Below are 21,003 nucleotides of genomic sequence, written 5' to 3'. Positions count from 1 at the left end.
ACCACGCCATCCCGCGCGGCTTTTTTGTTAAGAATTCAGAATCTTCTCGATCATTGCCTGCGCATAAATCGCCTGCTCGCCGCTGGTTTCCGGCGCCGTCTGATTACTCACGCAGGCCACAAAGTGTTCAATGGCACCGACAAATCCGCGCTGTGTCAGGGTACTTTGCCAGCCCGGTACCGGCAGTTGTGTGAGAATATCCTGCTGTTCCTCGCGCCAGATTTGCATATTGTCCAGCTGATACACCGCGCCTTCAGTCACCGCCTGCACGCTCTCGCGGAAGGTCCCTGCCCGGCGATGCATCGATGTCGTCACCAGCGTTTCGCCACAGAGGAAATGATGTTCGCCGTACAACATCTGATTCGCTTCGTTAATCTGAATCAGACCGCTTTCCAGACTGGCATTACCGCCCGCCAGCCACAGCGCGGTATCGACCACGTGCAGATAATCGTCCAGCAAGGTGAATCGCAGATCGTTTGGCCCCACGCTATCGGTCCGGTGTTTGTCCATGCGCAAAGATGCGGCGCTCTGCATGTTATCTTTGAGCTGACGATACAACGGTGCAAAGCGACGGTTGAAGCCGACCATCAGCGTTTTGCCTGTCTTGCGCGCCTGTTCAACCAACTGCTCAGCCTGCTCAAGTTCAGCGGCCAGCGGTTTATCGACATACACATGCACGCCCTGCGCCAGCAATTGCCCGACCACTTCAAAATGGCTGGCGGTGCTGCTGTGCACAAAAACGGCGTCACACTGCCCTGCCAGCTCGTCCATGCGGGAAAAACACGCCATACGATAACTGTCGCAAATGGCCTGCGCCTTTTGCTGATTCGGGGAAAACCCGCCGACCAGCGTCCAGTTTTCAGCGTGACTCAGCACCGGCAGATAGGCTTTTTGCGCAATCCCACCCAGCCCGATAACACCAATACGTAATTTACTCACAACCCGCTCCTGTTAATCAGCCAGATGTTGCAACAAATTTTCCAGACGCTGTTTTAGCTCCGCCACTTCAGCTTCCAGTGTTTCCACGCGCGCGGTCAGAGTCAGATCAGCGCTTTGTGCCTCGGCGCTGAACAGCGGTTCTTCATGGGTACTGGCCACATTGCTGACTTCGCCGCTGAACAGATGCATATAGCGGCTTTCACGTTTCCCCGGTTCACGGGCCAGACGCACGCAGAACGGGCCGTCTTCGCGGTTTGTCAGTTCAGTCAGCGTTTGTTCAACTTCGGCAACGTCCGAGAAATCATGCAGACGGTTAGTGCGGGTACGCAACTCGCCCGGCGTTTGTGCGCCGCGCAACAACAGCGTGGTCACTACAGCCACTTCCTGCGGGGAAAATTTGAGATTGCCGAATTCAGAATTACAGAAACGGTGCTCATACTTCATGGTACGTGAGCCGCTCAGGGTGCGGATAATGTGTTTGCGCAGCAGCAAATCCAGCGTTTGCTGAACGTCACTTTCGCTCAGTTCCATCACCGGCTCGCGGTTCGTCTTCTGATTGCAGGCCGTAGTCAGGCCGTTAAGGGTCATCGGATACTGTTCTGGCGTGGTGAGTTGTTTTTCCAGTAAACAGCCCACAACACGGGCCTCCCGGGCGCTGAGTTCGTGTTTCATGTTGCTCTCCTTATCGGGACGGGGGTGTCCATTCTTGCCAGGTTAATGCCGTCAGCACGTGGTCCTGCCATTTGCCGTCAATCAGCAGGTAATCTTTGGCGTAACCTTCGCGTTCAAAGCCGAGACGTTCGAGAAGCTGGCCGCTGCGTTTATTGTGCGGCATGTAATTGGCCATGATGCGGTGCATTTTTTGCTGGCGTTGCATATAGCGGATAAGCGTCTGCAACGCTTCCTGCATCAGACCTTTACCCTGCCATTCCTGGCCGAGCGAATACCCGAGGAAACAGGCATGGAAAGAACCGCGCAGCACATTGCTGAAATTCGCCACGCCCATCACGCGATTTTCATCGGGGTCGAGCAGGATGAAGTAATACGCACTGCCTTGTTTTTGCATCTCGGTAATCAGCCCCAGACGCGCCTGCCATCCTGAGGGATAACAATGGCTTTCATCCCTGACCGGTTCCCACGGTTTCAGAAACGCGCGGTTCTCAGCGTAGTATTCAGCCAGCCGGTGCGCATCACGGTCATGAACCAGGCGCAGGACCATCCGATCAGTGGTAAGCCGCACCTTTGGCACGGCAGATTTGTAGCCAAACATCCCTTCCCTCCACATCCCGCATGGGTCGATAAATAGAATTTATAGGAAACGACAGATCACCGCTAATTCTGCCAGTCAGAGCGCGGCTTGACGATAAAAAAATATTATCAATAGCGCCCTATCTAAATGCCTGTTTCCGGTTCAGACTGGAACGGTCTTTTCTCCTTTCTGTATCTGCCGGACAGGATACATATAATCGCTCATGGTGAAGCATGTCTCTGGTATCACAAGCTCGGAGCTTGGGTAAGTATTTTCTGTTATTAGACAACGCGCTGGTTATTTTAGGCTTTTTCGTGGTTTTTCCGTTGATCTCGATCCGATTTGTCGATCAGCTTGGCTGGGCGGCAATGGCCGTCGGCCTGGCACTCGGCGTTCGTCAGCTTACGCAACAGGGACTGGGCATTTTTGGCGGGGCGATTGCTGACCGGTTTGGGGCGAAACCCATGATTATCACCGGCATGTTATTGCGCGCAGCGGGCTTTGCCACGATGGCGATGGCCGATCAACCGTGGATCCTGGTCTGTTCGTGTATTCTCTCCGGTCTTGGCGGCACGTTGTTTGATCCGCCGCGTACCGCGCTGGTCATAAAACTGACCCGTCCGCACGAGCGCAGCCGCTTCTTCTCCCTGATGATGATGCAGGACAGCGCGGGTGCCGTCATTGGCGCACTGATCGGTAGCTGGCTGCTGCAATATGATTTCCATTACGTCTGCTGGACCGGAGCCGCAATCTTTTGTCTGGCCGCGGCCTGCAACGCCTGGCTGTTACCGGCTTACCGCATTTCCACCCTGCGCACCCCTATGCGCGAAGGCATGATGCGCGTGCTGCGCGACCGCCGTTTTCTGGCCTACGTACTGACGCTGACTGGCTATTACATGCTGACCGTGCAGGTGATGCTGATGTTGCCGATTGCGGTCAATGATGTCGCGGGCAGCCCGTCGGCGGTGAAATGGATGTACGCCATTGAAGCCGTACTGTCGCTGACGCTGTTGTATCCGATTGCCCGCTGGAGCGAAAAACGTTTCCGTCTTGAACAGCGCCTGATGTTCGGTCTGCTGATCATGACACTGAGCCTGCTGCCGGTCGGGCTGGTTACCTCAATCAATCCGTTATTGTTGCTGATTGGCTTTTTCTACATTGGCTCTATCATCGCCGAACCGGCGCGTGAAACCCTGGGGGCATCTCTGGCCGACGCCCGCGCACGCGGCAGCTACATGGGCTTCAGCCGTCTGGGACTGGCTCTGGGCGGCGTCATCGGTTATACCGGTGGCGGCTGGATGTACGACACCGGCCGTGCGCTCGAACTGCCTGAATTGCCGTGGTTATTACTCGGCGTCGTTGGCTTCATCACCCTCACCGGTTTGTACTGGCAGTTCAACCTGCGCCGCATCGAACCGGCCATGCTCAGCGGCGGTTGATCTTCCGTAATTTCTTATGCAGTACCCTGATGGAAACCGCGTTCCAGGGAATGCGGTTTGATCTCACATCCATCTATACCCATACTGAATCATAGCGTTAGACAAAATCCGAACCTACATCCGGCAGTTTTCATGCACCCTACAGGTCACCGCCGGCGATAACAGGAGCTACGTACTATGAGACTTTACGTTTACGAACATTGCCCTTTCTGCGTGAAAGCCCGCATGATTTTCGGTTTGAAGAACATCCCGGTTGAGATCAAGGTGCTGCTCAACGACGATGAAAAAACGCCCATTTCAATGGTGGGTAAAAAGATGGTGCCTGTCCTGCAAAAAGAGGATGGCGGCTTCATGCCGGAAAGTATGGATATCGTGCATTACATCGACAAAAGTGACGGTAAACCGCTGCTGACCGGCCCGCTGAACGCGTCTGTTGCCGCGTGGTTGCGTCAGGTTTCTGAATATACCGGACGTCTGTTGTTGCCGCGTTTTGCCACCGCACCACTGGAAGAATTCTCCACGCCGGAAGCCCGTAAATACTTCGCCGATAAAAAGCAGGCTGCCAGCGGCAGTTTTCAGGAGCATCTGCAACATTCCGAAGGTCTGGTGAAGAAAATCAGTCAGGATTTGCGCGCACTCGACAAACTGATCGTCGAGCCGAATGCGGTGAACGGCGAGCTTTCCGAAGATGATATTAATCTCTGGCCGTTGCTGCGTTCACTGTCGATTGTGCAAGGCATCGACTGGCCTTCACGGGTTCAGGCCTACCGCGATAATATGGCGAAACAGACTCAGGTAAATCTTCTCTCCCGTCTCGCAAGCTAAGCCCGTTATACTTTTTGCCGGAAGTCCGCTTCCGGCAATTTTCCCTTTTATTCCCTCCCTTCAGCACTTAGGCTAATCAGCGTTGTCTGATTGGAGCCATGATGCTTTACGGTCATGCTGACGAAATAGTTTTTACGTAATGAGGGAAGAATGACAAAGCGATTTCTGGGTGCCGCAGTACTGATGTGTGCCAGCTTACTGGCAGGCTGTAATCAACTGACGCAGTACACCATCAGTGAGCAGCAGGTGAATGATTACCTGCAAAAGAACAACAACTTTGAAAAACAGTTGGGTGTTCCGGGACTGGTGGATGCAAAACTGGTGCTGACCAATCTCAGCAGCCAGATTGGCCGGGCTGAACCCGGTATCGTGACGCTGACCGGCGACGCCCATGTCGATGTATCCTCACTGTTCGGCCCGCAGAAAGCCGATATGCGCCTGACCCTGAAAGCGCATCCAACGTATGATCGCGAGAAAGGCGCCATTTTCCTGCGGGATATGCAGGTGGTGGATTACACCATCAAGCCTGAGAAAATGGACAACGTGATGAAAGGCCTGATGCCTTATCTGAACAATTCGCTGAACACCTATTTCAACCAGCGTCCGGCTTATGTGCTCAATGGCGATCACAGCAAAGGTGAAGCGATGGCGAAGAAACTGGCGAAAGGAATTGAAGTGAAACCGGGTCAGTTGGTGATACCTTTTACTGATTAGTCTGAGTAAACCGATAATAAGAAAGCCCGGCGTGATGACTCACCGCCGGGCTTTTTACATGCTGTGTTCAGGCTTACTGGTCGTCTTCTTCCGCGTTATCCAGATCCGGCGGCAGTTGCTCTTCCAGTTCGTCGCGCATCGCCTGCAAGGCTTCGCGGCTGATTTCAGACAGCGTGCGGTAGAAACCGCTGGTGGCATGGGCTTCCACTTTACCGAGGAATTTACCGCACCACGGGAACAGGTAGTCATCAAACAGCGTAATTTGCGCGCTGACTTCATCTTCCTGCGACTGATCTTCCAGCCAGGAGGCGGCCAGTAACATGGCACCGAAATGATCAGCAGGCGTTTCGCCCAGCGGCATACCGCGCTGTTGCAGGAATGTGCGCACATCCATTTCATTTGCGCCGTCAACATAATCACTGCGGAACGGCGATACCGCACATTCTGAACCGACAAACAGACGGTTAAATTCAGCGGCCAGCGCTTCAGGATTGGCGCTTTCCTGCAAACGGATCAGCAACGCATCTTGCTCCAGCGGCCAGTGTTCACGCAGCTTTCCGTCCTGAATCAGGCCAAATAGCGGAACCAGCAACGGATCCTGCGGCTGACGGTAAAACAACGTGCCCAGCACGCGGCAGACAATCGAAAATTCATTCATAACAGTAACCTGATCAGATAATGAAAAGGGTTAATCCCCCGCAATTTGGTCGCGACAATGTCACAGTTCGCTTAATTCAGCAATGGGCGCACGACCCCGGGCCTCGAGAAAATCGAGGAAACGACGCGGGCTGACATTAAGAATAAGGTCTTGCGGAAAATCAATTTCACGCAGGATACGTTCGCAGTGTTCAAAGCCCCCGAGTGAATAAGCGATGTGCGAATCTGACCCCAGCGCCAGCCAGCCACCGGCTTCTTTTACTGCCAGCGCAATAGCACGGCAATTTGGCTCGCTGCCCGCACGTGAATGAATAAACGATGAGTTATTCAGCTCCAGCGCGACGTTATATTTCGCGGCAGCCGCCGCCACAGCAGGAATATCAATCGGGTATTTCGGGTTACCCGGGTGCGAAATAATATGCACTTCACCGCCCGCCATCGCTGCAATCATCGCAGCGGTATGGGTTTCTTTATCGACGGGCTGCATCACCGGCTCATGGAAACCGGCAATAATCACGTCGATTTCTTTGAGCATCGGGCCGGTACAGTCGATATCACCATGAATGTTTTTAATATTCGACTCGATGCCACGCAGAATACCGATGCCATTCACCAGACGCGGCCAGACCCGCATATTCATAAAATGCCAGTAGTGCGGCGCATCAGCCATATCAGGACCATGATCAGTGATGGCAAACAGCTTAATGCCCTTTTCGGCGGCTTCATCAATGTAATCATGTAACGTGCTGTAGGCGTGGGTGCTGGCAACGGTATGCATATGTAAATCAACCGGGTAAGGCATGTACTCTCCTTGAAAGTATTCCGCTGCGGCAACATAACCGCAGCATTTATAATGTTAGCAGATGAATATCAGTAACCCCGGCCGGGATCGACACGTCCCGTTGGCTCGCGCCCTGCCTCTATCGCCAGAATATTGCTGACGATGCTGTCCATCGCTTCTTCCGGCAGCGTATCCGCACCGACGTGCGGCGTAATGCTGACCCGCGGATGCGACCAGAACGGGTGCATGCCCGGCAACGGTTCTTCAACGAAAACGTCGAGCGTGGCAGCGGCAATCTGCCCGCTGTCGAGCGCACGCAGCAAATCGCCTTCCACCAGATGTCCGCCACGACCAAGGTTAATCAGGTACGCATTATGCGAAAGATTTGTGAACAGTTTATGATTGAGAACACCGGCGGTATGCGGCGTGTTGGGCAACAGATTGATCAGCACTTTGCAGCCGCTGGCAAAAGTCGCCAGTTGATCGTCACCATAGAAACTCTCTACGCCTTCCTGCGACTTGGCGCTGCGGCTCCAGCTACGCACGGTGAATTGCATATCCACCAGTGCTTTCGCCACGCTGCTGCCGAGCACACCGGCACCAAGAATACCGATGATGAATTCACTGCGTGAATGCGGAGCAAGCGGGCGCCATTGTTTTTGTTGCTGGAACAGCTGATATTCATCCATCCGGCGGAAATAACGTAATACCGTCGCCAGCGCATATTCCTGCATCTGCAACGCCATGCCGGTATCTTCCAGGCGCAGCAACGGTACGCCAGCGGGCAATGTGCCCGGCTGACGCTGTTCCTGTGTCAGGATGGCATCCACTCCCGCCCCCAGCGCGAAAATACCTTTCAGCATCGTGCGCGGCGCGAGCATGGCATGCGGTGGCCGCCAGACCAGCGCGTAATCCGCCGGGTCCTGATCATTCGCCTTCCACGCACGCACGTTGGCCTGCGGTAATCTTTTTGTTATTCCGTCAATCCAGGGTTTTGCATCAGATGTAGGGTGGTAAAAAATAATGTTCATCGGGGAAGCCTCCTGTGAACAGATAGATTTCCCTGAATATCATCGGGATGCAACCCTGTGGCGTAAAAAAGAACAAGCCCCGGAATTCGGGGCTTGTGAAGTGAGTGACGGAGACTGCGAATAAATCAGGCGGCAACCGGCTCACGGTGGATCATCCGGCGCAGCAGCGGGATAAGCACCAGCAGCACCACACCCGTGATAACGGAACCCCAGCCCAGCGCATTAAACACCTGACTGTAGCCCGGATTGGTCAGCGCTGGCGTACTGCCCGCGTTCTGCGGCATCAGCCCGGAAATGTAACTGGCCAGCACCGACGCCACGCCGGTGACCATCATCCAGCAGCCCATCATCACACCCTGATAACGCGGCGGTGCCAGCTTGCCGATCATCGCGTAACCGATCGGTGAAATCAGCAGTTCGCCGATGCTTTGCAGCAGATAGCTGAGGGCAATCCATTTAAACGCCACCAGGCCGTCGCCGCCCGCCAGATGAATACCCAACGGCAGCACCAGCATGCCCAGCCCCATACAGAACAGGGATGCTGAGAACTGCGCCGGAATATCGATGTTCCAGCCGCGCTGACGCAGGCGGTTGAACCACAGTGCCATCAGCGGCCCCCCGATCACGATAACCACGGTATTAATGTTCTGGATCCACTGCGGTGCCACGCGGATACCATATACATTCAGGTTGATGTTGTTTTCAGAGAACAGCATCAGCCCCATGGGTGCCAGCTGATACAGTGTCCAGAAAACTAACGAACCCAGCGCCAGCAGCAGATACGCCTTCATGCGGCGGCGTTCATCCGCATCGCGATGGCGAAAAGTGACCAGCGCCATTAATGCGAAAATCACAATGCCCAGCGCGACCACAAAATAACTGCTGAATTCTGCGTGGGTCAGCAACATGCGGATAACCGGCACCAGTACAATCAGGATGGCAATACCGACCGCCATCCGGCGCAGTAACTGGCTGCGGCTGGCCTCTTTCAGCGGCGTACTGATATCGGCCAGAATCGACCAGCGGGAAAGTGTCACCACAATCGCCGCGACATTCCCTAACGTGGCGAACAGGAACAGCGCGCGGTAGTTTTCACTGAGCTGGAAATAACCGGCGACTGCAAAGCCTATAAAGAAGCCCAGGTTCATCCCGGCATAATTCCACAGGAAAGCCGATTCACGGCGGTCATCGTCCGGTGCAAAACGCTGGGTCAGCATCATATTCAGACAGGTCACATTCAGTCCGCTGCCGGTCAGGAACATGGCTAATCCCCAGTACAACCCGGTCACACCTTCCAGCGCAATCAGCGCACAGCCAAAGACCTGCAACACCATGCCGAGCACGAACAGATTACGGTTGCTGAGATAACGCCCGCCAAGGTAGCCGCCGAACATATGCAGCCCGTAGTTGAATGCGCCGAACACGCCCATGATGGCGTTGGCGTTATCTTCACTGAAACCGAGTTTTTTGGTGGCGTACAGGACCAGCGTGGAATACAGCACCGCAAAGCCGAGCGTTGCGAATGTCTGAACGAAGAATAATGTGCCCGCTCCGGCAGGAATTGCCGTCCGGTGTTGCGACGCGGTCGCGTTATTTGACTGACTCAAGAATAACCCTGCCCTTATGTGATAAATAACCCTGCTTCAAAGGATGACTTGTACAGTTCTTATGCGAAGCATTTTTTCAGAGTGCATTGTTATACCGCTACCATGAATGATTACCACAACATATCTTGCTATTTAGCCGTAACAAAAAGTGTTTGCGGGATAATTGTGCTTTCATGCAAAAATTCTACTTATTTATGCATTCTGATAAGCAATTTTAATCACGCCCTGCAACCAGATACCGGCTGTTCATCCTTAACGCATTTTTTGCTCTTTAAATCATCAGATTGCTCTAAGTTTGTCTAAACGGCATGGAACCTGCAAAAGAGTGTTGACGGTGAGGCGACTTTTCCCTACATTAGCGCCGGTCAGCAGCACTGCGGTGCAGCCGGCGACTGGAGAGGTGTCTGAGTGGCTGAAGGAGCACGCCTGGAAAGTGTGTATATGAGCAATCGTATCGAGGGTTCGAACCCCTCTCTCTCCACCACATTAAACAAAAAAGGTTCTGATGAAAATCAGAGCCTTTTTTGTTTTTGGACGCTTTCAAAATCCGCCAGCCACGGCATTCTCCCGGCGAACAGACTCTGAGCACCTGACACAAAACGCTGAAAATTTTCTTGACCCTTCGCGGCGGTCTCCCTATAGTAGCGCCCCGTTGCAACGCGCGCGCTGTAACGAACACGGTGAGGTGTCTGAGTGGCTGAAGGAGCACGCCTGGAAAGTGTGTATACGAGAAATCGTATCGAGGGTTCGAACCCCTCTCTCACCGCCAAATTAAAGAAAAAGGGTCCTGATGAAAATCAGGACCCTTTTTCTTTTGGTGCAACGCATCCCGATAAAGGGAATGAGTTGTGGCTGAGATGCCATTAATACCCCACCCCAACCCTCCCCTTCGCAGGGGAGGGAGCTGATCGCGTTCTACTCTGCGCGCACCGTAAGCGGGTTTTTGCCCTGCTCCTCCCCCTGCGAAGGGGGAGGTTGGGAGGGGGTTTTGCAGCTACTGCGGTGCTTTTACTCATCAGATTTTCATCAGCATCAGCCCTGCCCTTAACCCCAGCGCCACATTCGGATTCGGGAATAACACGACTTCTTCCTCTGCTTCAACCTTGTAGGTTTTACCGCTTTCTTTAGCAATGACAAAACCCTGCCTGAACGCCGTAAAATTCAGGGCATCTGCCGGGACAAATAACTCGAAATCTTCCTGTGACCGGATCACATCCTGCACCACACGGTAATGCACCAGCGGTGCGGCGGCGTCACGGGCAGGCATCGGTTCGCCACTCACCAGCGTTTGCAGCGCGCGGCGGATACCGGTGAACTGCGCGTGATCGTTACTGCCGAACGGCAGCGCTTTGCCCAGTTCCAGCGTGCAACTGTCGGCCTGAAAAACGTCGCTGCTGAAATGCGTAAAAGTACCGCCCGGCGATCGGTGATGCACCAGCGCATCCAGCCCGGCGGCATCGAGCCAGGCGAGCATCGCTTCGCTTTTCGGACGACTTTGTAAAGGCAGCAGCCCGAAGCGCACGTGTTTTGATCCGCGGATCGCCGTGTGCAAATCATAGTGGAATCGCTGCGTGGTTCCCGCCGCCGTGGCACTGCGGTAAAACAACGCCATCACCTGTTCGAGTTCCTGTGCCCGGCGGGTTTCATCATTCGGTGTATAACGCGCATGACGCCCGCCGAACATGCGGTTCATGTCAGCCTCCACAAACCGCTTATTGACACGCATTGACGGCGGATTGCCCAGTAACACCAGCAGCCGGACCCGCAACAGCCTTTCGCCAGACAGCAGCTCGCTGACCAGTTGATTGAGCAGTTCAACCGGCGCAGTTTCATTACCGTGAATACCGGCGGAAATCACCACCGCCGCCTCACAGGACTGACGCGGTAAAAGCTCGAGAATGCCCTCACCACGCCATTGCCAGTCCAGCGTTTCGGTTTGTCCGGCAGGTTCTTTCACCGCATCACCGGCAAGCGTCGTCGCCAGTAAATCAAACATACTTTCACTCCTGTGATGGCTCAGCGCTGGAACGGATAAATCGCACCCAGCCCGAGAATATTGGTCAGTTCGTCGAGCGCAGTACGCACTTCGGTCAGAAGCTGTGGATCGGCCAGATCTTTGGCCTGCATCCGGTCACGATAATGCGTGTCCACCCAGGTATTGAGCCGCGTGAACTGACTGTCACTCATCAGCGAAGCCACATTGATTGCATTAAGTTCGTTGCGGTTGAGCGCGACACGCAGGCGCAAACACGCCGGGCCACCGCCGTTGCGCATGCTTTCACGCAGATCAAACACTTCAATCTGATCAACCGGGCCACCGCTGTCTTTCAGTGCTGAAAGATACGCCCAGACGCCGGTGTGCTGGCGGGACTCTTCCGGCACCACCAGCATCATTTTGCCGTCGGATTTGGTCAGGAGCTGGCTGTTAAACAGATACGTCGCGACCGCATCGTCGAGAGACACTTTTGACCGCGGCACTTCAATCGGGTGGAAATCCAGCTCAAGCGCCGCCATTTTGCGACGAATTTCCTCCAGCGCTTTGCCTGAATTCACAAACGCCTGCTCGTGATGGAAAAGCACGTTGCCGTTGCTGACAGAAATGACGTCGTTATGAAAAACGCCGCTGTCGATGGCTTGCGGATTTTGCTGAATAAACACCGTGCGTTTTTCATCAAGCTGATGCAAACGCGCTACGGCATCACTGGCTAAACGGGTCTGACGTGCCGGATAACGCACCGGTTCGTTGTCGCCGGTCGCCAGCCCGTCGCGTCCGTAAACAAACACCTGTACGCCGGGTTTATCGTACTCACCGCATAACCGGTTATGATTCGCCGCGCCCTCATCCCCCAGCGCCGCCACCTGTGGCAGCGCATCGTGATGGGCAAAATATTTATCGGCATGGAAGGTCGCGCGTAAAATGGCAGACGTGGTTTCTGCCTCAATGGCCCGGTGAAATTTATTATTCAGGTTGGCAACCGTGAAATGCACACGCCCGTCTGCACTGTCTGCCGAAGGCGACACCGTGGCCGCATTCGCCACCCACATGGAAGACGCCGAACTCAGTGACGACAGCAAACGCGGCGAATAAGCCTGCGCTTTAGTCAGCACTTCGCGATCGCTGCCACCAAAACCCATTTTGCGCAATGTGCTCAGATGCGGACGTTCATGCGGCGGCAAAATCCCCTGCGCAAAACCGAGATCGGCCAGCGATTTCATTTTCAGCAAGCCCTGTTTTGCCGCCAGACGCGGGTTCGCCACCGCATTCTGGTTTTTAGTCGAGGCTTCATTGCCAAACGACAGCCCCGCGTAATGGTGCGTCGGCCCGACTAAGCCGTCAAAATTTGCTTCACATCCAGACATTGCTGTCTCCTCAGGTTGTACGGAAATCAATACCAGGCGACAGCGTCGCAGGGAGTTCCAGCTTGTCTGTTTCCAGCGAGGCCATCGGCCAGGCACAATAATCCGCCGCATAATAAGCACTTGGACGGTGATTGCCTGAAGCACCGACACCACCAAAAGGCGCGTTGCTCGATGCGCCGGTCAGCGGTTTGTTCCAGTTCACAATGCCCGCCCTTGCTTCCAATAATAGCTGCTCAAACTGAGAGCGCTCAGCAGAGATAAGCCCGGTGGCCAGCCCGAAACGGGTCTGATTGGCGAGGGCGACGGCATTATCGAAATCGCTGTAACGGTAAATGCTCAGCAACGGGCCGAAGTATTCTTCATCGGGAATGCCCGCCACACCGGTCAGATCGATAATCCCCGGCGTCAGCAGGGTATTGAGCGGATCCGGGCGCGTCAGCAACAGCAGAGGTTTACCGCCCAGCGCCAGCAGTTCGTCCTGTGCTTTGAGCATATTGCGTGCCGCCACGTCAGAAATCACACCGCCCATAAACGGCTGCGGATCATCGTTCCAGCCGCCCACGCGCAGTTGCATGGTGACATCGAGCAAACGCGCGATAAATGCATCACCTGCCGCGCCCTCTTTCACCAGCAGACGGCGCGCACAGGTACAACGCTGTCCGGCAGAAATAAACGCCGACTGAATAGTCAGATTAACTGCTGCATCAATATCTTCTACCGGCTCGACAATCAGCGCGTTGTTGCCGCCCATTTCCAGCGCCAGAATTTTTTCAGGCTGACCGGCGAGCTGGCGGTGCAACTGATAGCCGGTGCCCGCGCTGCCGGTAAACAGCAACCCGTCGATATTGCCGCAGGCCGCCAGCGCCTCACCGGTGCTGCGACCGCCTTGTACCAGATTCAGCACACCTTCCGGCAGCCCGGCCTGTTGCCACAATTTCACCGTTTCCTCGGCAGTTTTGGGCGTCAGTTCGCTCGGTTTAAACACCAGCGTGTTGCCCGCCAGCAAGGCCGGAACGATATGGCCGTTCGGCAGATGTCCGGGGAAATTATACGGACCAAAAACCGCCAGCACACCATGCGGCCGGTGGCGCAGCACGGCTTCACCGTCGGGCATGGCGGTGTGTTTCTCGCCAGTGCGTTGCTGGTTGGCTTCCAGTGAAATCGACACTTTGCCGATCATCGCCTGAATCTCGGTCAGCGTTTCCCAGCGCGGTTTGCTGGTTTCCAGACTGATAATTTCCGCCAGCCGTGCTTTATGTTCCGTCAGCAAATCCGCAAAACGTTGAATCACTTCGGCGCGTTCGGCCACGGTTTTACGTGCCCAGGCGGGAAATGCCGTGCGGGCGGCTGTACAGGCAGCATCGACATCTTCCGCATTGGCGCTCAGTGCCGACCACAACAATGTATTATCTGCCGGATTGGTTTTGTTCAGTTGCGCGCCTTGTCCGCTGCGCCACTGGCCCTGAATAAAAAGTGCAGGTTGCATCATGCGAGACTTTCCTTTTTGAGAATAGGGGTTGCAGGAGCCGGTTTATCGCCGGGGAAAAGCGCCACCGCGCGCAGGGTATCGCCCTCGCGCAGGCCAAGCATGTCAGCCTCGCGGGAATTAAGCGTCAGCGAATCTGCTGAATCTCCGCCCGGCACCAGCAGGGCGCGGAAATGCTGATATTGCTCGTTGGCCACCAGGTACAGCGGCTCATCACGACCGCTGCGGTGTTCCGCCAGCCGCACCGGCAACAGACGGCTTTCTTTGACGGCGCGTAACTGATCGATTTCACCTTCGAGCGTCGGACCGGCATCGAAGATATCCACATAACCTTCGTAACGCAGCCCTTCACCTTCAAGTACGGCACGCGCCGGGGCGGTTTGCGGATGTACTTCGCCGATCACTTCACGGGCCTCATGGCTGAGCAATTCGGTATATAAAGGATGCTTTGGCATCAGTTCGGCAATAAAGGATTTCTGTCCCATGCCGGTCAGACGGTCAGCTTCGGCGAATTCCATACCAAAAAAATGACGCCCGACACTGTCCCAGAACGGGGAATGGCCGCTGTCGTCAGACATGCCGCGCATCTCCGCAATTACCTTGCGGGAGAAATACTCACGAAATGCCGCCAGAAACAGGAAACGGACCTTCGACAACAGTTGCCCGTTTTTGCCGTGACGGCAGTCCGGATCGAGGAACAGCGTGCAAAGTTCGGTATAACCGGTGTGATCGTTACTCAGAAACAGCGTCGGCACCGGCTTATAAATATTCAGGCTTTTGGAGGCGTGCACCAGCGTGCCAAGGCGGAAGTTGTACCACGGCTCACTCAGCCCGACCGCCACTTCAATAGCGCTGACGCCGACAACTTTTTGCTGTTCGGTGTCTTCGAGCACGAACAGATAGCCCTGTTCGCCTTTTTCCAGGCGACCTTCCCAGGTCGCCACTGAGCGCTCAATGCGCCCGCGTAAATGCGCTTCATCCTTGGGCAAAGACGTTAAACCGATGCCGGTTTTGCCTGACAACTGCAGGATATCGGCGAGATCGCCGGGCCGCACAGGTCGAATCAACATCATGATGCTCTACCTCATTTATCCCAAAGAATCACACGCACAGGCGCGCGACAGCCCGCTCAAGGCGGTTCAGCCCTTCTTCAATATCCGCGCCCGGAATAATCAGTGATGGCGCAAAGCGCAGTACATTTGGCCCGGCAATCAGGGCGATCAGTCCTTCTTCTGCCGCCAGCGTGTTCAGCTGTTTGGCCTGATCTTTATACCGTTCGCTCATCACAGCGCCGATCAGCAGCCCCTGCCCGCGCACTTCGCTGAACACCTTATAACGGTCATTGATGCGTTTCAGACCATCGGCAAACCACTGATGACGCTTTTGCACACCGGACAACACCTCCGGCGTGTTAATCAGCTCGAAGACTTTGCCCGCCACCGCCGTCGCCAGCGGGTTACCGCCGTAAGTGGTACCGTGTGTGCCCGGCTGGAATAACGCCGCATAGCGGTCAGTGGTCAGCATCGCGCCAATCGGGAAACCGCCGCCCAGCGCTTTGGCGCTGGTCAGAATGTCCGGCACCACGCCGTAATGCTGATACGCATACAGCTCGCCGGTACGCCCGACGCCGGTCTGTACTTCATCGAAAATCAGCACAGCCTGATGTTTGTCACACAGCTCGCGCAGACCTTGCAGGAATCCGGCCTCTGCCGGCACCACACCGCCTTCGCCCTGGATCGGTTCGACAATCACGGCACAGGTGCGGGAAGAAATCTGGCTGGAAACGGCGGCCAGATCGTTAAACGGCAGATGGGTAATCGCCTGCGGTAAAGGCGCGAAATCTTCTGAATATTTCGGCTGACCGCCGGTCGTCACCGTAAACAGCGTGCGGCCGTGGAACGCGTTTTTGAAGGCGATGATTTCATTCTTTTCGCCGCCGGATTTATTACCGTACAGCCTGGCCAGTTTCAGCGCCGCTTCGTTGGCTTCCGCGCCGGAGTTACAGAAAAACACTTTGTCCGCAAAGGTGGCGTCGATCAGTTGCTTCGCCAGACGCAGCACCGGTTCGTTGGTGTAACCGTTGCCCAGATGCCAGACTTTATCCGCCTGTTCATGCAGGGTTTTACGAATTTCCGGATGCGCATGTCCCAGCGCATTCACGGCAATCCCGCCTGCGAAATCGACATAATCTTTACCCGTCTGATCCCACAGCCAGGATCCTTCGCCACGCACAGGAATAAACGCCGCCGGGGCATAAACCGGCACCATCCAGTCATCAAAGTTCTGGCGGCTGACGTTTTGTGGTTGCTGTTGGTGTTCCATATAAACCTCTTTTTCGCTGATTTCAGGGTGCACACCCCCGTCCCCCATACAGACAGGAAGTGCACCGGGTTCCGATGTTTTTGCACATTTAGCGGGCAATCGCGCTGGCGAGAAATGGCAGTTACTAATTTGTTATTTAAAAGTTAATAAATGATTTCACTCAGTCTCATCATAGATTGCAGTCTTCATGCCAGCAAAGGAAAAAAGTGAATAAAAAAAATGACATCGAGAAAAAACAACCACTTAATATCGCCTGTTATTCACTTTAATTGCATAAAAAATGAATAAAAGAAAAAATCCCCTTTTGCAGCAACGAGGGCACAAGAATGAGTATGCAGGGAAATATTTTGATTTCGGGTGGAATGTTTTATGCAGGATTGTGATCCGGCGCGGATCACCCGCGCTTCAATGCAGAGCAATGCCAGATAAAGGTGCAACAGCGCACGATTTTGGCGCACCCGCGTCCCGTGACGCTGCTCACAGTCTGTGCAAATAAAAAAAACCACGCGGTCTTTCTTTCAGGAAAAAGACCGTTATTACTTTCTAATGTTTCTTAATTGTTAAATGTTAGTTATTTTTTGTTTAATTGTTATCGGTAACATTTATAAAATCCCAGGCAATGATGGTTTTTATGTTTTTAATTAACTTAATTTTTACATATAAAACCACTTAATTTAACATTTTAGGGCTTTGATCACATTCCGTTCACGACCACGCGAAAACAGCTTTCCCCTTAAGTTAATCTCTGAATGTGGAATAAATAACCACCACCCGTTCCCTACACCAAAACAGAACCTCATAAGAAAGGTACAGACATGAAATTTAACCTCGCATTAGTCAGTGCATGTGTGGTTTCAGCATGCATGTTATTCACAACACCGTCGTTCGCCGCCAAACCCTATGACATTGCCGTCGTCGCTAAAGTCACCGGTATTCCCTGGTTCACCCGCATGGAAGTCGGCGTAAAAGAAGCCGCGCAGAAACTGGATGTCAACGCCTACCAGGTAGGCGCATCCACGCCGGATCCGGCACAGCAGGTCAAAGTGATTGAAGATTTGATCGCCAAAAAAGTCGACGCCATTATCGTGGTACCGAACGACGCCAAAGTGCTGGAGCCGGTGCTGAAAAAAGCCCGTGATCAGGGCATCGTGGTGTTAACACATGAATCTCCCGATCAGCAGATTGGTCAGTGGGATATCGAAACCATCGACAGCCAGAAATATGCCGAAGCCAATATGGACGAGCTGGCGAAAGATATGGGCGGCAAAGGCGGTTATGCGATTTATGTCGGTTCCCTGACCGTGCCATTGCATAACGCGTGGGCTGATGCCGCCATTAAATATCAGAAAGAAAAATACCCGGACATGCATGAAGTCACTTCACGCCTGCCGGTCGCAGAAAACATCGATAAGTCTTATTCCACGACGCTCGATTTAATGAAAACCTACCCTGACCTGAAAGGGATTATCGGTTTCGGTTCGCTCGGCCCGATCGGTGCCGGTCAGGCCGTTCAGCAGAAACGTGCGAAAAATAAAATTGCCGTTGTCGGTATCGCTATGCCAGCTCAGGCCGCGCCTTATCTGATGCGTGGCGATATTAAGAAAGTGCTGTTGTGGGATCCGAAAGATGCCGGTTACGCCTTAGTCACCGTTGCTGACCAGATGTTGCAGGGTAAAGAAGTGACTAAAGATCTGAGCATTGACGGGCTGGGCAAAGCTGATGTGGATATGGATAAGCATGTGATCCGCTTTAATAAAATTCTGGAAGTCACACCAGAGAATGCGAAATCACTTGGCTTCTGATTTAACTTTTTAATGCTTTTATTTACCGGAGATAAATTTATCTCCAGCGCCACACCAGGCAAATAGAAACAGATACGGCGATGTTTGCTGTGCCGTATCTGAATTTCTAATCAGACATTGAAAACTTATACCCTAAATAATTCGAGTTGTGGGAAGGCGGCAAATGAGTGAATCCCGATGAGCTTACATAAGTAAGTGATTCGCGTGAGCGAGTGTAGCCAACGCATCCACAGCGCGAAGTATGAAGGGTATGTTGTAAGGATAATGTGATGAATACTCTCACTCCGTCGTCCAGTTCGCGCACGTCCCCTGCCCCTGCTGAGGCCTTTATCAGCCTCGAAAAAATCAGTAAAAAATTCCCCGGCGTATTAGCGCTGGATAATGTCAGCCTGACGCTGAATAAAGGCGAAGTGCATTGCCTCGCGGGTCAGAATGGCTGCGGCAAGAGCACCATTATTAAAGTCATTTCCGGGGTCTATCAGCCGGAAAAAGGGGCGGCAATTACCCTCGACGGGAAATTATTTCATACCCTGACACCACAACTTTCTTCTTATTACGGCATTCAGGTTATTTATCAGGATTTATCTTTATTCCCGAATTTATCGGTGGCTGAAAATATCGCCATTCACCGTTATTTACCGGGCGGCGATTTCTGGGTACATCGCGAGGCAATGCGCAAAAAAGCGGTCGCGGCGATGCAACGCGTCGGCGTCTCTCTGGACCCGGATCGTAAAGTCGAAAAGCTGTCGATCGCAGACCGTCAGTTAGTGGCAATATGCCGCGCAATCGCCGCTGACGCCAGTCTGGTTATCATGGATGAACCAACCGCCTCACTGACCCGCACCGAAGTAAACGGTCTGCTGCGGGTGGTGAATGAGCTGAAAGCCGCCGGTATTTGCGTGGTGTTTGTCAGCCACCGTCTTGATGAAGTGATGGAAGTCGCTGACCGTATCAGCGTGATGCGTGACGGCAAACTGGTCGGCACCTATCCGGCCAGCGAACTCGACAGCAATGAGCTGGCCTTCCTGATGACCGGACAGCGTTTTACCTACAGTCATCTGCCGCACCGTGCGCCCGCAGACGTGACGCCGCTGCTGGAAGTCCGCCGCCTGAGCCGCAAAGGCCAGTATCAGGATATTTCGCTGTCGCTGCGTCAGGGCGAGATCACCTCGATTATCGGTCTGCTCGGTTCAGGGCGAACGGAGCTGTGTCTGAGCCTGTTTGGCATGAGCCAGCCGGACAGCGGGGAAATCCGCGTTAACGGCAATGCGGTAAAATTCCACAGCAACCGCGACGCCATCCGCCACGGTATTGCTTATGTGTCGGAAGACCGTCTGACACAAGGGTTGATCATGGAGCAATCCATTTACGACAACACGCTGGTGTCGATTTTCGACAAGTTGCACACCCGCGCAGGGCTGATGGATCACCGCAAAGCAGCGTCAGTGGTGAAAGACCTGATCCGTGATCTGAACATTAAAGTGTCGGACAGCGGCCTGCCGGTGAAAACCCTGTCCGGCGGCAATGCGCAGCGTATCGCTATCGCCAAATGGGTGGCGACGCAACCGCATATCCTGATCCTCGACTCCCCCACGGTGGGCGTCGATATAGCCAACAAAGAAGGGATTTATCGCATCGCACGTGATCTGGCGGAGTCCGGCATGGCGGTGCTGATGATTTGCGATGAAATCCCGGAAGCTTATTACAACAGTCACCGCGTGCTGGTGATGCGCAAAGGCGAACTGGTGGCGGAATTCGCCCCACACCAGAGCAGCGAAGCGCAGATTGCGGAGGAGATCAATGGATAATAAATCTCTCTCGAAACTGTTTTCTCAGCACGAATTCTGGCTGGGATTACTGGTTCTGCTGCTGGTGATTGGCCTGAGTGTCAGCACCAGTGAATTTATGACGCTTGGCAACCTGACCGATGTCGCCACCAGTTACGCCATTCTCGGTATTCTGGCCTGTGGCCTGTTTGTGGTGCTGATCGCCGGTGGCATCGACATCTCCTTCCCGGCCGTCACCTCCATCGGTCAGTACGTGATGGCGAGTTACATCATTCATCATGGCGGCAGCTTTCCGCTGGCGTTTGCCATGTCGATGGGTACCGGTTTGTTACTCGGGCTGGTGAACGGTTTTCTGGTTTACTGGCTGCGCGTTCCGGCCATTATTATCACCATCGCCACGCTGAACCTGTTCTACGGTTTGCTGGTGTATCTGACCAACGGCACCTGGCTGTACGGTTTCCCTGACTGGTTTATGAACGGCATTAACTGGTTCTCCTTTACCGCTGCCGACGGCTATGACTATGGCCTGACGCTGCCGCTGCTCAGCCTGCTGGGCGTGATTATCGCCACCGGCGTGCTGATGAACCGCACCCGCGTAGGGCGTCAGATTTACGCGATGGGCAGCAACCGTGACGCCGCGTCGCGTCTCGGTCTGAACATCCTGTGGCTACATTTTTACGTCTACGGTTTTATGGGATTGCTGGCGGGTATCGCCGCCGTGGTGCAGGCACAAATTACGCAGTCGGTGGCACCTAACTCACTGCTCGGTTATGAGCTGACGGTACTGGCGGCGGTGGTCTTAGGCGGCACCAGCATGACCGGCGGACGCGGCTCGCTCACCGGCACCATTCTCGGTGTGATGCTGCTGGCCTTCCTGCAAAACGGTCTGACACTGCTGAGTATTTCGTCTTACTGGCATCAGGTTTTCAGCGGCGTGATCATTCTGGTCAGCATCAGCAGCACCGCGTGGAATGAAAAACGCAAACTGGCAAAGGGGATGTGAC

Annotated in this window: 20 protein-coding genes and 2 tRNA genes; 9 read left to right on the top strand and 13 right to left on the bottom strand. The window is 54.1% G+C overall.

Annotated elements, in window-relative coordinates; genetic code table 11:
- Positions 1–27: 27 nt before the first annotated feature.
- The 3 genes from AACU55_RS22450 to rimJ are packed head-to-tail and all read right to left on the bottom strand — an operon-like array spanning position 28 to position 2,209.
- Entirely contained in the window at positions 28–939 is a 912-nt protein-coding gene (locus tag AACU55_RS22450; protein WP_013575019.1) for a Gfo/Idh/MocA family protein, read from the bottom strand.
- Between the two features lie 12 nt (positions 940–951).
- Positions 952–1,611 carry a DUF480 domain-containing protein gene (locus tag AACU55_RS22445; RefSeq protein ID WP_112151800.1) on the bottom strand — a complete coding sequence of 220 codons (660 nt, stop codon included), beginning with the start codon at positions 1,609–1,611 and terminating at the stop codon, positions 952–954.
- Between the two features lie 10 nt (positions 1,612–1,621).
- On the bottom strand, positions 1,622–2,209 hold the full coding sequence (rimJ, locus tag AACU55_RS22440; RefSeq protein WP_013575017.1) for a ribosomal protein S5-alanine N-acetyltransferase: 588 nt from the start codon (positions 2,207–2,209) through the stop codon (positions 1,622–1,624).
- Between the two features lie 212 nt (positions 2,210–2,421).
- Here rimJ and mdtH point away from each other — a divergent pair, with 212 nt between their 5' ends.
- The 3 genes from mdtH (at position 2,422) to AACU55_RS22425 (ending at position 5,166) form a co-directional block, all read left to right on the top strand.
- Positions 2,422–3,627 carry a multidrug efflux MFS transporter MdtH gene (gene mdtH, locus AACU55_RS22435; protein ID WP_037035854.1) on the top strand — a complete coding sequence of 402 codons (1,206 nt, stop codon included), beginning with the start codon at positions 2,422–2,424 and terminating at the stop codon, positions 3,625–3,627.
- A 177-nt stretch (positions 3,628–3,804) separates the two neighbouring features.
- Positions 3,805–4,452 carry a glutaredoxin 2 gene (gene grxB, locus AACU55_RS22430; RefSeq protein ID WP_013575015.1) on the top strand — a complete coding sequence of 216 codons (648 nt, stop codon included), beginning with the start codon at positions 3,805–3,807 and terminating at the stop codon, positions 4,450–4,452.
- Positions 4,453–4,602: 150 nt separating this feature from the next.
- Positions 4,603–5,166, top strand: a complete 564-nt coding sequence (locus tag AACU55_RS22425; RefSeq protein ID WP_013575014.1) for a lipoprotein — start codon at positions 4,603–4,605, stop codon at positions 5,164–5,166.
- A 73-nt stretch (positions 5,167–5,239) separates the two neighbouring features.
- Here AACU55_RS22425 and AACU55_RS22420 read toward each other — a convergent pair whose 3' ends face one another.
- The 4 genes from AACU55_RS22420 to AACU55_RS22405 form a co-directional block, all read right to left on the bottom strand.
- The gene (locus tag AACU55_RS22420) at positions 5,240–5,824 is read right to left on the bottom strand and encodes a TorD/DmsD family molecular chaperone (protein WP_134706157.1); all 585 of its coding nucleotides are present in this window, start codon (positions 5,822–5,824) and stop codon (positions 5,240–5,242) included.
- Positions 5,825–5,884: 60 nt separating this feature from the next.
- Positions 5,885–6,625, bottom strand: a complete 741-nt coding sequence (locus AACU55_RS22415) for a phosphatase (protein ID WP_134706156.1) — start codon at positions 6,623–6,625, stop codon at positions 5,885–5,887.
- A 68-nt stretch (positions 6,626–6,693) separates the two neighbouring features.
- Positions 6,694–7,635: a glyoxylate/hydroxypyruvate reductase GhrA gene (gene ghrA, locus AACU55_RS22410; RefSeq protein WP_134706155.1), complete on the bottom strand. Its 942-nt coding sequence runs from the start codon at positions 7,633–7,635 to the stop codon at positions 6,694–6,696.
- 125 nt (positions 7,636–7,760) lie between these two features.
- Complete coding sequence (locus AACU55_RS22405; protein ID WP_013575010.1) at positions 7,761–9,242, bottom strand: peptide MFS transporter; 1,482 nt, start codon at positions 9,240–9,242, stop codon at positions 7,761–7,763.
- A gap of 394 nt (positions 9,243–9,636) precedes the next feature.
- Here AACU55_RS22405 and AACU55_RS22400 point away from each other — a divergent pair.
- The 3 genes from AACU55_RS22400 (at position 9,637) to AACU55_RS22390 (ending at position 10,011) form a co-directional block, all read left to right on the top strand.
- Positions 9,637–9,726: transfer RNA gene (locus AACU55_RS22400), tRNA-Ser, on the top strand.
- Complete coding sequence (locus tag AACU55_RS22395; protein ID WP_156106989.1) at positions 9,684–9,827, top strand: hypothetical protein; 144 nt, start codon at positions 9,684–9,686, stop codon at positions 9,825–9,827. The genes AACU55_RS22400 and AACU55_RS22395 overlap by 43 nt, the downstream gene beginning before the upstream one ends.
- Positions 9,828–9,921: 94 nt before the next feature.
- Positions 9,922–10,011 (top strand) — tRNA-Ser (locus AACU55_RS22390).
- A 246-nt stretch (positions 10,012–10,257) separates the two neighbouring features.
- Here the strand turns inward: AACU55_RS22390 and astE are convergent.
- The 6 genes from astE to AACU55_RS22360 all read right to left on the bottom strand — a co-directional run bounded on the left by astE (position 10,258) and on the right by AACU55_RS22360 (position 16,868).
- The gene (gene astE, locus AACU55_RS22385; RefSeq protein WP_134706154.1) at positions 10,258–11,238 is read right to left on the bottom strand and encodes a succinylglutamate desuccinylase; all 981 of its coding nucleotides are present in this window, start codon (positions 11,236–11,238) and stop codon (positions 10,258–10,260) included.
- 20 nt (positions 11,239–11,258) lie between these two features.
- Entirely contained in the window at positions 11,259–12,602 is a 1,344-nt protein-coding gene (astB, locus tag AACU55_RS22380; RefSeq protein ID WP_134706153.1) for an N-succinylarginine dihydrolase, read from the bottom strand.
- 10 nt (positions 12,603–12,612) lie between these two features.
- Positions 12,613–14,091, bottom strand: a complete 1,479-nt coding sequence (gene astD / locus AACU55_RS22375; protein WP_134706152.1) for a succinylglutamate-semialdehyde dehydrogenase — start codon at positions 14,089–14,091, stop codon at positions 12,613–12,615.
- Positions 14,088–15,161: an arginine N-succinyltransferase gene (astA, locus tag AACU55_RS22370; protein WP_013575006.1), complete on the bottom strand. Its 1,074-nt coding sequence runs from the start codon at positions 15,159–15,161 to the stop codon at positions 14,088–14,090. The genes astD and astA overlap by 4 nt, the downstream gene beginning before the upstream one ends.
- 28 nt (positions 15,162–15,189) lie before the next feature.
- Positions 15,190–16,410: an aspartate aminotransferase family protein gene (locus AACU55_RS22365; RefSeq protein WP_134706151.1), complete on the bottom strand. Its 1,221-nt coding sequence runs from the start codon at positions 16,408–16,410 to the stop codon at positions 15,190–15,192.
- A gap of 260 nt (positions 16,411–16,670) precedes the next feature.
- Positions 16,671–16,868, bottom strand: coding sequence for a hypothetical protein (locus tag AACU55_RS22360; protein ID WP_126124174.1), 198 nt, complete (start codon positions 16,866–16,868; stop codon positions 16,671–16,673).
- Positions 16,869–17,225: 357 nt separating this feature from the next.
- Here AACU55_RS22360 and AACU55_RS22355 point away from each other — a divergent pair, with 357 nt between their 5' ends.
- The 3 genes from AACU55_RS22355 to AACU55_RS22345 all read left to right on the top strand — a co-directional run bounded on the left by AACU55_RS22355 (position 17,226) and on the right by AACU55_RS22345 (position 21,002).
- A complete protein-coding gene (locus AACU55_RS22355) occupies positions 17,226–18,212 on the top strand; it encodes an autoinducer 2 ABC transporter substrate-binding protein (protein ID WP_013575004.1) in 987 nt (328 codons plus the stop codon).
- Positions 18,213–18,481: 269 nt separating this feature from the next.
- A complete protein-coding gene (locus tag AACU55_RS22350; protein WP_134706150.1) occupies positions 18,482–20,020 on the top strand; it encodes a sugar ABC transporter ATP-binding protein in 1,539 nt (512 codons plus the stop codon).
- Positions 20,013–21,002, top strand: a complete 990-nt coding sequence (locus AACU55_RS22345; RefSeq protein WP_134706149.1) for an ABC transporter permease — start codon at positions 20,013–20,015, stop codon at positions 21,000–21,002. The genes AACU55_RS22350 and AACU55_RS22345 overlap by 8 nt, the downstream gene beginning before the upstream one ends.
- Position 21,003 lies beyond the last annotated feature (1 nt).

Source organism: Rahnella sp. CJA17(1/100) (genome assembly GCF_963881615.1).
GTDB classification, from domain to species: domain Bacteria; phylum Pseudomonadota; class Gammaproteobacteria; order Enterobacterales; family Enterobacteriaceae; genus Rahnella; species Rahnella aceris.
This window is presented reverse-complemented; position numbering and strand designations above follow the sequence as displayed.